Origin of the sequence: Caldalkalibacillus mannanilyticus JCM 10596 (genome assembly GCF_000615945.1) — a bacterium.
In the GTDB taxonomy this organism is placed as follows: domain Bacteria; phylum Bacillota; class Bacilli; order Caldalkalibacillales; family JCM-10596; genus Bacillus_AT; species Bacillus_AT mannanilyticus.
The window spans coordinates 1-11,982 of sequence record NZ_BAMO01000030.1; the positions used below are offsets into that span (position 1 = coordinate 1).

General features: G+C 38.5%; 16 protein-coding genes and 1 pseudogene. 11 read left to right on the forward strand and 6 right to left on the reverse strand.

Annotated elements, in window-relative coordinates:
- Nucleotides 1-191: 191 nt before the first annotated feature.
- A complete protein-coding gene (locus JCM10596_RS15695) occupies nt 192-608 on the reverse strand; it encodes a hypothetical protein (protein ID WP_025027954.1) in 417 nt (138 codons plus the stop codon).
- 333 nt (nt 609-941) lie between these two features.
- On the opposite strand from JCM10596_RS15695, the gene JCM10596_RS15700 reads away from it, so the two are divergent.
- Nucleotides 942-1,214: an aspartyl-phosphate phosphatase Spo0E family protein gene (locus JCM10596_RS15700; RefSeq protein WP_034681515.1), complete on the forward strand. Its 273-nt coding sequence runs from the start codon at nt 942-944 to the stop codon at nt 1,212-1,214.
- Nucleotides 1,215-1,312: 98 nt separating this feature from the next.
- Here the strand turns inward: JCM10596_RS15700 and JCM10596_RS15710 are convergent, their stop codons facing one another.
- Nucleotides 1,313-2,314, reverse strand: a complete 1,002-nt coding sequence (locus tag JCM10596_RS15710; protein WP_025027956.1) for an NAD(P)/FAD-dependent oxidoreductase — start codon at nt 2,312-2,314, stop codon at nt 1,313-1,315.
- Nucleotides 2,315-2,590: 276 nt separating this feature from the next.
- Between JCM10596_RS15710 and JCM10596_RS15715 the strand changes: the two genes are divergently transcribed.
- The 6 genes from JCM10596_RS15715 to JCM10596_RS25900 all read left to right on the forward strand — a co-directional run bounded on the left by JCM10596_RS15715 (nt 2,591) and on the right by JCM10596_RS25900 (nt 6,139).
- Complete coding sequence (locus tag JCM10596_RS15715; RefSeq protein ID WP_025027957.1) at nt 2,591-3,784, forward strand: NAD(P)/FAD-dependent oxidoreductase; 1,194 nt, start codon at nt 2,591-2,593, stop codon at nt 3,782-3,784.
- Between the two features lie 18 nt (nt 3,785-3,802).
- Nucleotides 3,803-4,045, forward strand: coding sequence for a hypothetical protein (locus tag JCM10596_RS15720; protein ID WP_025027958.1), 243 nt, complete (start codon nt 3,803-3,805; stop codon nt 4,043-4,045).
- A gap of 43 nt (nt 4,046-4,088) precedes the next feature.
- Nucleotides 4,089-4,589, forward strand: a complete 501-nt coding sequence (locus JCM10596_RS15725) for an NUDIX domain-containing protein (RefSeq protein ID WP_034681516.1) — start codon at nt 4,089-4,091, stop codon at nt 4,587-4,589.
- A 133-nt stretch (nt 4,590-4,722) separates the two neighbouring features.
- The gene (locus JCM10596_RS31690; RefSeq protein WP_025027960.1) at nt 4,723-4,914 is read left to right on the forward strand and encodes a YuiA family protein; all 192 of its coding nucleotides are present in this window, start codon (nt 4,723-4,725) and stop codon (nt 4,912-4,914) included.
- 91 nt (nt 4,915-5,005) lie between these two features.
- Nucleotides 5,006-5,284 carry a YuiB family protein gene (locus tag JCM10596_RS15735; protein ID WP_025027961.1) on the forward strand — a complete coding sequence of 93 codons (279 nt, stop codon included), beginning with the start codon at nt 5,006-5,008 and terminating at the stop codon, nt 5,282-5,284.
- A 102-nt stretch (nt 5,285-5,386) separates the two neighbouring features.
- Nucleotides 5,387-6,139 carry a 3D domain-containing protein gene (locus tag JCM10596_RS25900; RefSeq protein ID WP_051541346.1) on the forward strand — a complete coding sequence of 251 codons (753 nt, stop codon included), beginning with the start codon at nt 5,387-5,389 and terminating at the stop codon, nt 6,137-6,139.
- A gap of 70 nt (nt 6,140-6,209) precedes the next feature.
- On the opposite strand, the gene JCM10596_RS15745 is transcribed toward JCM10596_RS25900, so the two are convergent.
- Nucleotides 6,210-6,704 (reverse strand): divergent PAP2 family protein, encoded by a 495-nt coding sequence (locus JCM10596_RS15745; RefSeq protein ID WP_025027962.1) that lies wholly within the window; start codon nt 6,702-6,704, stop codon nt 6,210-6,212.
- Between the two features lie 168 nt (nt 6,705-6,872).
- Between JCM10596_RS15745 and JCM10596_RS31450 the strand changes: the two genes are divergently transcribed.
- Nucleotides 6,873-7,433 (forward strand): M17 family peptidase N-terminal domain-containing protein, encoded by a 561-nt coding sequence (locus JCM10596_RS31450; protein WP_369345658.1) that lies wholly within the window; start codon nt 6,873-6,875, stop codon nt 7,431-7,433.
- A complete protein-coding gene (locus tag JCM10596_RS31455; RefSeq protein ID WP_369345659.1) occupies nt 7,427-8,377 on the forward strand; it encodes a leucyl aminopeptidase in 951 nt (316 codons plus the stop codon). Before JCM10596_RS31450 ends, JCM10596_RS31455 begins: the two co-directional genes overlap by 7 nt.
- A gap of 147 nt (nt 8,378-8,524) precedes the next feature.
- On the opposite strand, the gene JCM10596_RS28830 is transcribed toward JCM10596_RS31455, so the two are convergent.
- The 3 genes from JCM10596_RS28830 to JCM10596_RS28840 all read right to left on the reverse strand — a co-directional run bounded on the left by JCM10596_RS28830 (nt 8,525) and on the right by JCM10596_RS28840 (nt 9,040).
- A complete protein-coding gene (locus JCM10596_RS28830) occupies nt 8,525-8,614 on the reverse strand; it encodes a YjcZ family sporulation protein (RefSeq protein ID WP_304502758.1) in 90 nt (29 codons plus the stop codon).
- 60 nt (nt 8,615-8,674) lie between these two features.
- The gene (locus JCM10596_RS28835) at nt 8,675-8,815 is read right to left on the reverse strand and encodes a YjcZ family sporulation protein (protein ID WP_081792067.1); all 141 of its coding nucleotides are present in this window, start codon (nt 8,813-8,815) and stop codon (nt 8,675-8,677) included.
- A gap of 126 nt (nt 8,816-8,941) precedes the next feature.
- A complete protein-coding gene (locus JCM10596_RS28840; protein ID WP_081792068.1) occupies nt 8,942-9,040 on the reverse strand; it encodes a YjcZ family sporulation protein in 99 nt (32 codons plus the stop codon).
- Nucleotides 9,041-9,240: 200 nt separating this feature from the next.
- Here JCM10596_RS28840 and tkt point away from each other — a divergent pair.
- Both tkt and JCM10596_RS15770 read left to right on the forward strand, forming a co-directional pair.
- Nucleotides 9,241-11,236 (forward strand): annotated as a pseudogene (gene tkt / locus JCM10596_RS25910) (transketolase).
- A gap of 198 nt (nt 11,237-11,434) precedes the next feature.
- The gene (locus JCM10596_RS15770) at nt 11,435-11,857 is read left to right on the forward strand and encodes a YugN family protein (RefSeq protein WP_025027963.1); all 423 of its coding nucleotides are present in this window, start codon (nt 11,435-11,437) and stop codon (nt 11,855-11,857) included.
- Nucleotides 11,858-11,982: the final 125 nt, after the last annotated feature.

The following is an 11,982-nucleotide window of genomic DNA, read 5'->3' on the forward strand; positions in this document are numbered from 1 at the left end:
AAGGTGTAGATAATGTAAAAGGCGATATAGACGTCTACGAGTAAATTGATAGATTTAAAAATATAATTTTAAATTTGCCTTAATAGAATAGTAAAAAAAGGACATCTACAAAAGAGATGTCTTTTTATAGGTATATCCTTCGGTTCTAACAGCCTGCAGTTAACTCTCACAAGATAAAGACCTTGCAAGTTTTAATTATTAGGATTATCTTCACCCAATCGAACTGAAACTAGCCATTGATCATCTATTTTTACTACAAAAACTTTTGCTTCATTGTCTTCTCCGACTCTAGTAAACTGGACTAAAAATTGGTAAGTGTTTTCATCTAATTCTTTTGATTCGACTATTTTATAATCGGTAACATCGTGATCCAATACATCAGAATTAAAACGTTCTCGAACTGGTAGGTGGTTTGGATCTAACATTTTATATGCTTTTTCGGGATCTTTTTCTAATATAACAGTTTCAAGATAATCTCGTAAGACTCTTTCAGGAGTTGTTTCTTCTTTTTCTCCTGATGTTTGAACTTGTTCACTACATCCTAGAGTAAGAATAGCCAATAGAATGAATAGAACAAATACCATTTTTAGTTTAATCATTTTTTTCAATTCTTAAAAACTCCTTTCATTAATTATGCTAGCATCAATGTACCACATATTTGATCTAAATACAAATTTATTCATTAAATAATAAATTTGTGTAAACAGAAGTATTATTAAAAAAATGACGAAAATTCTGGAAATTTACTTCCAACTAAATCCGACAAAACAAGTCAAAACTAGTGGAAATATCTGTTTGTAAATTGAATAAAAATTATGTAGAATTATTCTTATTGGTGAGTGTATCGAAATGTTTGGTTTAGGAAAATAAAGTAATTAAAAATAAAAAGGTCTGTTCATACGTGATAAATCAGAAAGGATTGAAAGATGGAGAAGCTACTAATGATGAAGTTGGAATTACTTAGAGAAGAGATGAATCGAATAGCATTAGAGAAGGGAATTACGAATCCTCAAGTATTATTGTTAAGCCAAGAGATCGATACCATTCACAATCAATTAAATGAATTAAAAGTGTATCAAAGCTCCAGAGAAAATAAAAGAAACAGAATAAAGGAAGTTATGGACGAAGGATATACCTATTATTCTCCTAACTCTTTTGTTTTAAAAATGAATTTATTAAGAGCACGAGTTTTGAAGAGTGAGGTGCTTGTTTGATGAAAGAATACAAAAAGGTCCCTTAGAGCGAGAGCTAAAAAGGACCTTTATTTTTTTAGCGATTCATGTTACTTTAGAAAAGTTGTTGTTTTCAAGCTTTAGAATTTCATGCTAGAGCTGTGACCAGGCTGTACCTTTGCCTTAGGGTCAATATAGGATTTGGCATTGTTTACTGCTGTAGGTGCTTCACCAAAGCCAACAGCAATCAGCTTGATTTTCCCTGGATATGTCGTGATATCACCTGCTGCATATACACCAGGAATGTTTGTTTCCATTCTTGAATTAACGACGATAGATCCTTTTTCAATTTCTAAGCCCCATTCTTGAATTGGACCAAGTGAAGAAATAAATCCAAAGTTCACGATCACCGCATCTACATCAAGTTCTTCACGTTCGCCTGTCTTGGATTGTTCTAAAATGACTTTTTCGATGCGTTCATTACCAATAAGTTCAGCGATATGGTATGGAGTTTTCACGTCAACCTTAGAATTCATAAGGTTTTCTACACTGTGTTCATGAGCACGGAACTTGTCACGACGATGAATAAGAGTTACTTTTTCAGCAATTGGCTCAAGCATTAAAGACCAATCTACCGCTGAATCTCCACCTCCACAAATAAGAACACGTTGACCTGCAAACGAATTCAAGTCACTGACAAAATAATGAAGATTAGCTTTCTCATATTTCTCTGATCCTTCTACCTCAAGTCTTCTTGGTTGAAATGCCCCACAACCTGCTGTAATGATCACTGTTTTCGTTAAATGTACTTGAGAATTTGTTTTGATTTCAAAAATGTCGCCATCCACTTTATTTACGTGCTCAACAGTTTGTTCAAGCGCAATGGCTGTTTCGAAATGGGAAACCTGCTCTTTAAGACGATCGACTAAATCTTGTGCCAAAATCTTAGGGAATCCAGCTACATCATATATGTATTTTTCTGGATACAAAGCAGATAATTGACCTCCGAGCTGTGGCATACTTTCGATAATTTTGCATGAAGCTTGTCTCATCCCCGCATAAAAGGCTGTAAACAAACCTGCAGGTCCACCACCAATGACTGTAATATCATATACTTTTTCATCACGTGTTACGTTTGACATGAAGCCACCTCCATATATAGAAAAATCCGAAAATCGACAATCGTTATTATTATAATCGTTTTCATTTCTTATTAAAAGGTTACAAAAATAAATGTTCATAAAATATACAATTTCCTCTTGAAAAAATGTGAGGAACATCCTATCATAGAATTAGTGAAATAGTGAACATTTTTTCTGAATTTTTGTGTGAAAATAAGATATAGTAGTTTATTTTTGCGAAAGTAAGTGAAGTGTTACACAAAGTTATGTTAACAATTTGAAAAGGGTGGATTAAAAATGGGTACTCCAAAGATTGTCATACTAGGTGCAGGATACGCAGGAATTGTAACAGCTCTGAAACTTCAAAAAGGATTAAACTACAATGAAGCAGAAGTGACATTAGTGAACAAGCATGACTATCATTATATCACTACAGAATTACATCAGCCTGCAGCTGGAACGATGCATCATGATAAAGCGCGTGTTGAGATAAATGATATTATTGACTCCAGTAAAGTGAAATTCATTAAAGAAGTGGTAACTGAAATTGATCGTGAAAATAAAAAGGTGAAGCTAGAGAATGGTGAGCTTCATTATGATTATTTGGTGATTGGTTTAGGAAGTCAGCCTGAAACCTTTGGAATCCAAGGTTTAATTGAACATGCTTATAGCATCCGAAGCATTAATGCCGTTCGTCAAATTAGGGAGCATATCGAATACCAATTTGCTAAATTCAAAAATGAGCCCGAGCGTACTGATTATCTTACCTTTATTGTAGGAGGAGCAGGATTTACAGGAGTTGAGTTTGTAGGGGAATTAGCTGATCGTATCCCTGAATTGTGCCGTGAATTTGATGTGGATAGAGAGCTTGTTCGTATTATTGTTGTGGAAGCTGCTCCGCAAGCGATTCCAATGTTTGATCCATCTCTTGTTGATTATGCAATGGAAGTGTTAGCGAGCAAAGGAGTCGAATTCAAATTAAATACACCAATTAAAGAATGTACACCAGAGGGAGTCGTTCTAGCTACAGGAGAAGAAATTCGTTCTGCAACTGTTGTATGGACTGGTGGAGTAAGAGGGAACTCTATTATTGAGAATTCCGGATTTGAAGCGATGAGAGGCCGCGTCAAGGTAGATGAATATCTTAGAGCGCCTGGGCATGATGATGTATTTATCGTGGGTGACTGTGCGTTAGTGATTGATGAGGCAGTCAACCGTCCGTATCCGCCAACGGCACAAATCGCCATTCAGCATGGTTATAATCTTAGTCATAACCTTCTTACGTTGATTCGTGGTGGAGGACAATTAGAAAGCTTCAAGCCTGTGATTCGTGGTACAGTAGCTTCACTGGGACGTGGAGAAGCAATTGGGATTGTCGGAAATAAAAAACTCATTGGCGGTGTAGCTTCATTGATGAAAAAAGTCATTGATGCTCGTTACCTTTATATAATCGGTGGATTATCTTTAGTATTGAAAAAGGGAAGATTTTAGTCCAATAGGTGGTGTCACATGAGACATTGTAGTGTTCAGGTACGTGGGCTCTTAACAAGAGATGAATTAGACCGTTATAATAATTTAATGGAAGTAGGCAAATTCCTAGAGCTTAATAAGCGCCACGACCTAGCCTATATCGTTCAGAAAGAAATCGATATCCTGATCCTTCCCGCTATTGAAAGGTTAAAGGATAAAGGACGCAAAAGAGATGAATTAACGGCAGAATATCTGCAAAACAAAGAAGAGACGGTTGAGTAATCAGCGGTCTCTTTCTTTCATCACGTTAGAGGAGGAGAAATAAATGCCTGCCATTGATCGTGTCGATGTTTGGCTTGGGGTAGCCGGTATATTAAGGAAAGATCATACTTATTTAGTTGTCAAAAAGAAGTATGGTGGTTTAAAAGAAAAATGGTCCTTTCCTGCTGGATTCGTGGACCCTGGAGAAACTGTGGATCAAGCAGTATTGCGAGAGGTACGAGAAGAAACAGGAATCGAAGCCAAGGTCATTGATATCCTAGGTATACGCACAGGTGTCATTAGAGAAAAGATCAGTGACAATATGATTGTTTTTGCTCTAGAATATCAAAGTGGAGAACTTATTCCCAATCATGAAGAGCTTTTTGACGTTGCCTGGCTATCTAGAAATGAGCTACTTGCTGATCCTGCTACCTCTTCCATGATTCGTTTTTTTCTAACAGAAGACAACACAATGGATCAAAAAGATCATGGTTTTAAAGAGCATGAAAGCAATCCAGGAAAGGAATTTGGTTATTCCTTATATAAAATTTTTAAAAAAGAATGAAATAATGAGAAATGAGAAGATGTATTCGCTTACATCGGCTCATTTAATAATTATCTGAATATTTTAAAGGTTTATATTTATATAAAAAGTTGGTAAGATACCAATTAATAGGTTAAGTAGAGGAGGGAGCCATATGGAAAGAGTAATGACAAAGCAGATCTGTGTCTATTGTGAGGGGATAGGATACTTTCAACTACTTCTAGGTGGATCAGATACGTGTGTTCATTGTGCAGGAACAGGTATCCCAGCTCAACATCACAGACATGAATCAAAAAAATGCATGATTGATCCTATCGATATAAGAGTAGAGCAAAAGCTATTTTAACGAATAGCTTTTTTGTTTTCTTCAATTCGTTGACGACTCAAGGAAAAGCAAGTACACTTAGTGATGATCATTAATCTAGGAGGTGCTTACTATGCCGTTACTGCCTGCACAATTTGTGATTTCACTATTCCTGTTTCCTGTTCTGTTTTTTGGAATTGGATTCTTATTAAATATGCTACTCAAGACAACTTGGTTTCCCGGAGCGATCCTCTATCCGCTGATTGTGGTTGTGATGGTCAGTTACTATGGACAAGGGTTTGGTTCCCTTCTCATGGTGGATATTATTATTCTAAGCTCAGGTTTAATTGGAGCCTTATTAAGTGGTTATATCATTAAAGTTTTGCGTCAACGAGGATATCGTATGTTCTAAATAAAAATCAAGAAATGGTTTTGCGCATGATTTGTCAATGAACTGAATGTATATTCCTTCCTCTATCTGGAGAAAAATAGGATAGAGAGGAGGGAATCGCATTTGGAAGCAAAACGCGATTTAGGGATCAAAATGATCCTGGTTACCTTATTTATGACAAGCATGGTCCTATCATCAATGTGGATGGCTGGTTACTTGGAAAATGAAAGTGTAACCTATACCCGCTATGAAAAAAATAATCAGGATATCGTTGAAGTAGAAGTCATTCAAGATCAGCAGTCTGAATCTGTTGAATCTGAAGCAACTCTTGATCCACTTTTTGATTATATTCACACGCATGAAGGAGATGAAGAGGCAGAAAAACAGAAGGAGCAGAAACTGTCGATTTCATCTATACCTAAGCCTACCAATGACCTAGCCTATGATCTTGAACTGCTGGAGAGTCAAATTAACTTTGGGCAATACCCTACAAAAAAGGTGACAGCAACCGGTTATACAGCTGGCTATGAATCTACTGGAAAGAAACCAGACCATCCCCAATATGGGATTACATATTCAGGGGTTCAAGTGAGAAGAGATCTATATTCAACCATTGCAGCAGACCCTGCTGTGTTTCCCATAGGTACTGTACTATACATTCCTAAATACGGCTATGGAGTAGTTGCAGATACTGGAAGTGCCATTCAAGGGGACAAAATTGATTTGTACTTTGAAAGTGTAGAGGATGTCTACCAGTGGTGGGGAAAGCAGAAGGTGGAAGTATATATTATTGAAGAAGGCAATGGGACGATCACTGAAGCACTGCTAGATAATTTAAATCAAGATGAAGCGATTTTAGTATATAAAGCCTTATGATTGAATAAAATACGGTATTATAAATAAAGAATGCCTTCTCTGCGTGAGAAGGCAATTTTAGTGTGTGTACTTAGTTCATATGTAGTAAGTAGTGCATAGTACCTGCTACAACAACTCCAAAAAGCCCACCCATGAGTACCTCAATAGGTTGATGACCTAGCAGTTCCTTTAGCTTCGTTCTTTTTGTTTGTTCTGTTTGAACCTTCCATTGCTTGACCTCAGTAATCATAGACTGAATCATTTGATTAAAGTCGTCTACAAGGCGATTTAAGACTACAGCTTGCTCACCAGCATGTCGACGAACTCCAGCAGCATCAAACATAACAATAATGGCAAAAATAGCTGAAACAGCAAAAATACCAGATTCAATTCCATATTCAAAGCCAATCGATGTTGTCAATGCTGTTACAGCAGCAGAATGTGAGCTAGGCATGCCGCCTGTACTAAATATCAGACCCCAATCCCAGCTTCGATTGGGAAAGAAATAAAGCGGAACTTTGATAAACTGAGCCAGTAGGATGGCTGTCAGTGATGTAATTAAGGGGATATTAAAAAAAAGATCCATACGCTTCTCCCTTTCTTCAAGTATTTTTATTATACCCCATGTTGTCAAAGAATTCACGTCTGAAAAAAACTTAGGAATTCGTTATATTAGACAAACTAAATATATTCAAGGTAGAATGGAATATAGATAATAATACTACAGTTAGAAAAATCTATTGGAGGTGTTAACATGAGTATTCATGTTCACATAGTAAAAGAAACAGAATTAGCAAAAGTAGAAAGCGATCTTATTGTCATCGCCCTTTTTGAACATTCATCTCTATCCGCTAGCTACTTTGACCAATTAAATGCGGCTTGTGATAACCAGCTAGCCTATATCTTAAAGGATGAGCAACATCTTTCCAAATTTAAGTCAACCACATTCGTACATACTTTAGGTCAAATCAAAGCTAAGCAGATTCTCTTCGTTGGTGCAGGAGAACAAGAAAAATACTCGCATGAAAAAGTGCGTGAGTTAGCAGGACGTGTCACTCGTGAAGCCTTAAAGAATCACAAGAGCAGTATTGTTTTTTGTGTGGAGAGCTTTATTACGGATAAGGTAGGGATGGAAAAAGCGGTTCATGCCCTTACTGAAGGCTCCCTCTTAGCCACCCACCGAGTTCAACACTATAAATCCAGTTCAAGAGAAGGGGCACAGTTAGACCAGCTTGCTTTTTATTCTAGTGAGGAAATAGAAGGGCTTGATGTTCATATCGAAACAGCAAAAGCTTCGCAGAAGGAACGATGTTAGCCAGAGATTTAGTCAATGTTCCGGCTAATCTATTAACTCCTACTAAATTGGCTGAAAAAGCGCTTGAAATAGCTGAAGCTCATCAATTGGAATGCCATATCTTAGATCGAGAGGAAATGGAAAAGCTGGGAATGGGAGCTTTACTTGCGGTGGCTCAAGGGAGTGAAGAGCCGCCTAAAATGATTGTGCTGAAATATCAAGGCTTAGACAAATGGGAGAATGTTTTATCCTTTGTCGGAAAAGGCATTACATTTGATACAGGAGGAATTTCTCTGAAGACTCCGGCGAACATGGATGAAATGAAAGGAGATATGGGAGGAAGCGCCACTGTGTTAGGTGTTATGGAGGTTGTCGGACGTTTAAAGCCTAAATGCAATGTCTTGGCTGTCATCCCATCAACAGAGAATATGCCTAGTGGTAAAGCACTTAAGCCTGGTGATGTGATTACTTCAATGAGTGGAAAAACGATTGAAGTAAAAAATACAGATGCAGAGGGTAGGCTGATTTTGGCTGATGGAGTCACTTACGCGAAGCAATTAGGTGCTAATTATATCGTTGATGTCGCTACATTGACAGGAGCTGTTCTGATTGCGTTAGGTGATTGCACAACTGGAGCCGTGACGAATCATGAGGATTTTATGATTGAAGTGTTAGAATCGGCGGAAGAAGCGTCTGAATGGGTTTGGCGTCTGCCGAATTATCCAGCCTATAAAGAGATGGTCAAATCAAGTGCTGTAGCTGACTTAAACAATGCGCCAGGTCGACTAGCCGGAAGTATTACTGCTGGGCTATTCATCGGAGAGTTTGCTGAAGAGACTCCTTGGGTGCACTTGGACATTGCTGGTACAGCCTGGAGCGGGAAAGAGAACGATCTATGTAGAAAAGGTGGAACAGGTGCCATGGTCCGTACTCTCTCCACATTAGTTGAGAGATTTCAAAAATAGTGGAATGATTCGTCGAACCACTAAAAATTATTTCCACGGAAATTGTCAGTTTCTCCTGACGAAAGGATATGAAAAATAAAGGTCTAGAAAAAAAGGAAGAGGGTGTGCCTAGTAAGGACACATTCTCTTCCTTTTGTTGTTCTTTCTCTAGCACATCCATCCAGCACCAACAATAACCAATAGAATAAACAGGACTACAATTAATGTGAATCCACCATAAAATCCTCCGTGAGTCAATTTGATCCCTCCCTTGCTTTTTTTTTAGGAAAACGTTGAAGAGTATGATCAAATTGTTGGTTAAGCAGTCGCTGTCCCGAATAAACCACCAGCACCAACAATGATTAATAGAATAAACAGAACTACGATCAACGCAAACCCTCCACCAGCATAACCATACGTAGGCGCATATCCAGTTCCACAATAACCGGCTCCGTACATTATATCTCTCTCCTTTCTTTTCAATGTACTAAGGACATGAGTTTATCATGTCCTTAGTAGCATATGAAGTTTTGTGCGAAATGCCTGGGTGTTTGACTAGAAATGTTTCATTTTGGGCAAAAAGATTTAGTAAGTGTAGCCCCAGCTAGCTCCAACAATGACCAATAGGATGAAAAGAACAACGATTAAAACAAAGCTTCCGCCATAAGATCCGCAACCTGTCATGTGACACCACTCCTTGTTAAAGAAATTTGGGAGACATCCCACTAATACAATATGAACAGAGGTCTTTCTTGGGAATAAGGCGAATGCGGATTTTTAAATTGTGATATTTAGAATTGATTTATGTATATAAAAAATGAGATAATGCAATTTATAGTAAAGTAACAGCAGAATGATGGATCATAAATATGGGAGGAATATTCATGTCGAAACAAACGATGACAATCGATCAAATGGCGATCAATACGATACGCACCTTATCCATTGATGCGATTGAAAAAGCAAAATCAGGTCATCCAGGGATGCCTATGGGAGCCGCACCAATGGCGTATGCCTTATGGAGCCGATTTCTAAAGCATAACCCTTCGAACCCTAAATGGTTCGATCGCGATCGCTTTGTCCTATCCGCAGGTCATGGTTCTATGCTTCTCTACAGCCTATTACATCTAAGTGGGTATGATTTATCGATCGAAGAATTAAAGAACTTCAGACAATGGGGCAGTAAAACGCCAGGACATCCTGAATATGGACATACGGCAGGCGTGGAAGCTACGACGGGACCACTAGGACAAGGTATTGCTATGGCAGTTGGAATGGCGATGGCAGAGAGACATCTTGCCGCCTCTTATAATAAAGATCAATATAATATGGTTGACCATTATACCTACACCATTTGTGGTGACGGAGACTTGATGGAAGGAGTTTCTGCGGAAGCTGCCTCCATGGCAGGACACATGAAATTAGGTCGTCTTGTAGTTTTGTATGATTCAAATGATATTTCACTAGACGGAGACCTCTCCTTATCTTTCTCTGAAAGTGTCAAAATGCGCTTTGAGTCTTATGGCTGGCAGTACATAAGAGTAGAGGATGGGAATGATATTGAAGCAATTGAGGCGGCTATAGAGCAAGCTCGTCAGGATGAGGCACGCCCAACACTTATTGAAGTTAAAACAGTGATTGGTTATGGAAGTCCTAACAAAGGAGGCACTAGTGATGTTCATGGGGCACCACTTGGAGTAGATGAAACCAAGCTAGTGAAAGAGGCATATACTTGGCACTTTGAAGAAGACTTCCATGTTCCAAATGAAGTGAGAGAACATTTTGCTGCATTAAAAGCAGCAGGTGCTCAAAAAGAGGAAGAGTGGAACAAGAAACTATCGGCATATGAAGCTCAGTATCCAGAATTAGCGAAACAATTGAAGCTAGCCAATCGAAGGAAAACTTCCAGAGGGATGGGAGCAAGGAATACCATCTTTTGCAACTGGGGACAAGCTGGCAACAAGAGCCGCATCAGGTAAAGTAATCAACGGTATAGCTCAAACCGTTCCTATGTTCTTTGGAGGATCTGCTGACCTTGCTGGTTCTACCTACACCTTAATTAAAGAAGAAACTGATTTTGAATTTAATAACTATCAAGGACGAAATATTTGGTTTGGAGTACGTGAGCATGCAATGGGTGCTGCTATGAATGGAATTGCCCTTCATGGTGGTGTAAGAGTTTTTGGTGGGACATTCTTTGTTTTCAATGACTACTTAAGACCAGCCATTCGTTTAGCGGCATTACAGCAGCTACCAGTTATGTATGTCTTCACTCATGATAGTATTGCTGTAGGGGAAGATGGACCTACGCATGAGCCAGTTGAACAATTACCAGCACTACGAGTGATCCCAGGCTTAACCGTACTTCGTCCAGCGGATGCAAATGAAACAGCACTTGCTTGGAAGTATGCTATGAATCATGCACAAGAGCCAGTTGCTTTGATCCTTACTCGACAAAATCTTCCTGTATACGAAGGGACGAATTCTGATTCATTCAATAAAGGAGCTTATATTTTGTCCGAAGCGAAGAATGGTCAACCAGAAGTGATCTTATTAGCTACTGGATCTGAAGTAAGCTTAGCTATGGAAGCGAAGCAAGTACTTGAAGAAGAAGGAAAGCAGGTTCGAGTCGTGAGTATGCCTAGCTGGGAGCTATTCGAGAAGCAAGATGCGGCATATAAGGAGAGTGTCTTACCTAAATCCGTGAAAAAACGTCTGGCTATCGAGATGGCGTATCCGCTTGGCTGGGAAAAATATGTTGGCGATGAAGGCAAGATTCTTGGTATTTCAACATTCGGAGCTTCTGCACCAGGAGATCGAGTATTGAAAGAATACGGATTCTCTGTTGAAAATGTAGTGAAGCTAGCCAAAGAACTATAGGTTTTTGCTAATTGAAGAACGTGATAAGCGGTCTATGTAAATGAGGGAAAGAGCGATAATAAGCTCTTTCTCTCTTTTTTTCCTAGTTCCTTGCTTAATTTTCTTGAATGAAATAAGGAGAAACAGGTAAAAGTAAGGAGGAAAGTTGTAGCAAAAATGGTATAATTCCGAGTTTTGTAGCGGATGAAGGAGGTCATCATGTTTGTCTATGAAGAAAGTCAATTAGAAAATCAAATTGTTCCCTTTGCACCATTCCGAGATTTTATGTCAGAGCTTGGTTTTGTTGTAGGAGGAAGTTGGGATTATGATCATGGTTATTTTGATCGTAAACTAGAGGATGATCCAGGTTATTTATTTGTTAGAATTCCGGTTATGGTGGAGGAAGGTAACTTTGGTGAGGATGAGGCTACTTTACGCATTGGAGCACCTCTGTTGCTAAGGCACAAATACCAGAGGGGATTAGATAATTATGTCTTTGTGGATAATAGTAACGCAACCTTTAACCAGTTTTCTGAGCCAGAGGACCCAGATGCATCTCTGAAAGAAGGGGACATTGAACAAGGACAGAAGGTTATTCAAGAGGTAGAACAAGCCTTTGGTCAGGAATTTCATCATCATTAGGTTGTTAGAGTTGGATCAAATCAGAATGATAATGTGGATATGCAGAATAATGTAAAACAGCAGCAAATTTGTTGACAATACATCTAAATACCTACTGAATGACATTCGTTATATTGAACAAATTG

Excerpts from the sequence above, each read along its gene's own strand:
- JCM10596_RS31450 (WP_369345658.1), top strand. The coding sequence starts at position 6,873 with ATGAGTATTCATGTTCACATAGTAAAAGAAACAGAATTAGCAAAAGTA.
- JCM10596_RS15720 (WP_025027958.1), top strand. The coding sequence starts at position 3,803 with ATGAGACATTGTAGTGTTCAGGTACGTGGGCTCTTAACAAGAGATGAA.
- JCM10596_RS31690 (WP_025027960.1), top strand. The coding sequence starts at position 4,723 with ATGGAAAGAGTAATGACAAAGCAGATCTGTGTCTATTGTGAGGGGATA.
- JCM10596_RS15725 (WP_034681516.1), top strand. The coding sequence starts at position 4,089 with ATGCCTGCCATTGATCGTGTCGATGTTTGGCTTGGGGTAGCCGGTATA.
- JCM10596_RS15715 (WP_025027957.1), top strand. The coding sequence starts at position 2,591 with ATGGGTACTCCAAAGATTGTCATACTAGGTGCAGGATACGCAGGAATT.
- JCM10596_RS15700 (WP_034681515.1), top strand. The coding sequence starts at position 942 with ATGATGAAGTTGGAATTACTTAGAGAAGAGATGAATCGAATAGCATTA.
- JCM10596_RS28835 (WP_081792067.1), bottom strand. The coding sequence starts at position 8,815 with ATGTACGGAGCCGGTTATTGTGGAACTGGATATGCGCCTACGTATGGT.
- JCM10596_RS15745 (WP_025027962.1), bottom strand. The coding sequence starts at position 6,704 with ATGGATCTTTTTTTTAATATCCCCTTAATTACATCACTGACAGCCATC.
- JCM10596_RS15710 (WP_025027956.1), bottom strand. The coding sequence starts at position 2,314 with ATGTCAAACGTAACACGTGATGAAAAAGTATATGATATTACAGTCATT.
- JCM10596_RS28840 (WP_081792068.1), bottom strand. The coding sequence starts at position 9,040 with ATGACAGGTTGCGGATCTTATGGCGGAAGCTTTGTTTTAATCGTTGTT.
- JCM10596_RS15770 (WP_025027963.1), top strand. The coding sequence starts at position 11,435 with ATGTTTGTCTATGAAGAAAGTCAATTAGAAAATCAAATTGTTCCCTTT.
- JCM10596_RS31455 (WP_369345659.1), top strand. The coding sequence starts at position 7,427 with ATGTTAGCCAGAGATTTAGTCAATGTTCCGGCTAATCTATTAACTCCT.
- JCM10596_RS15735 (WP_025027961.1), top strand. The coding sequence starts at position 5,006 with ATGCCGTTACTGCCTGCACAATTTGTGATTTCACTATTCCTGTTTCCT.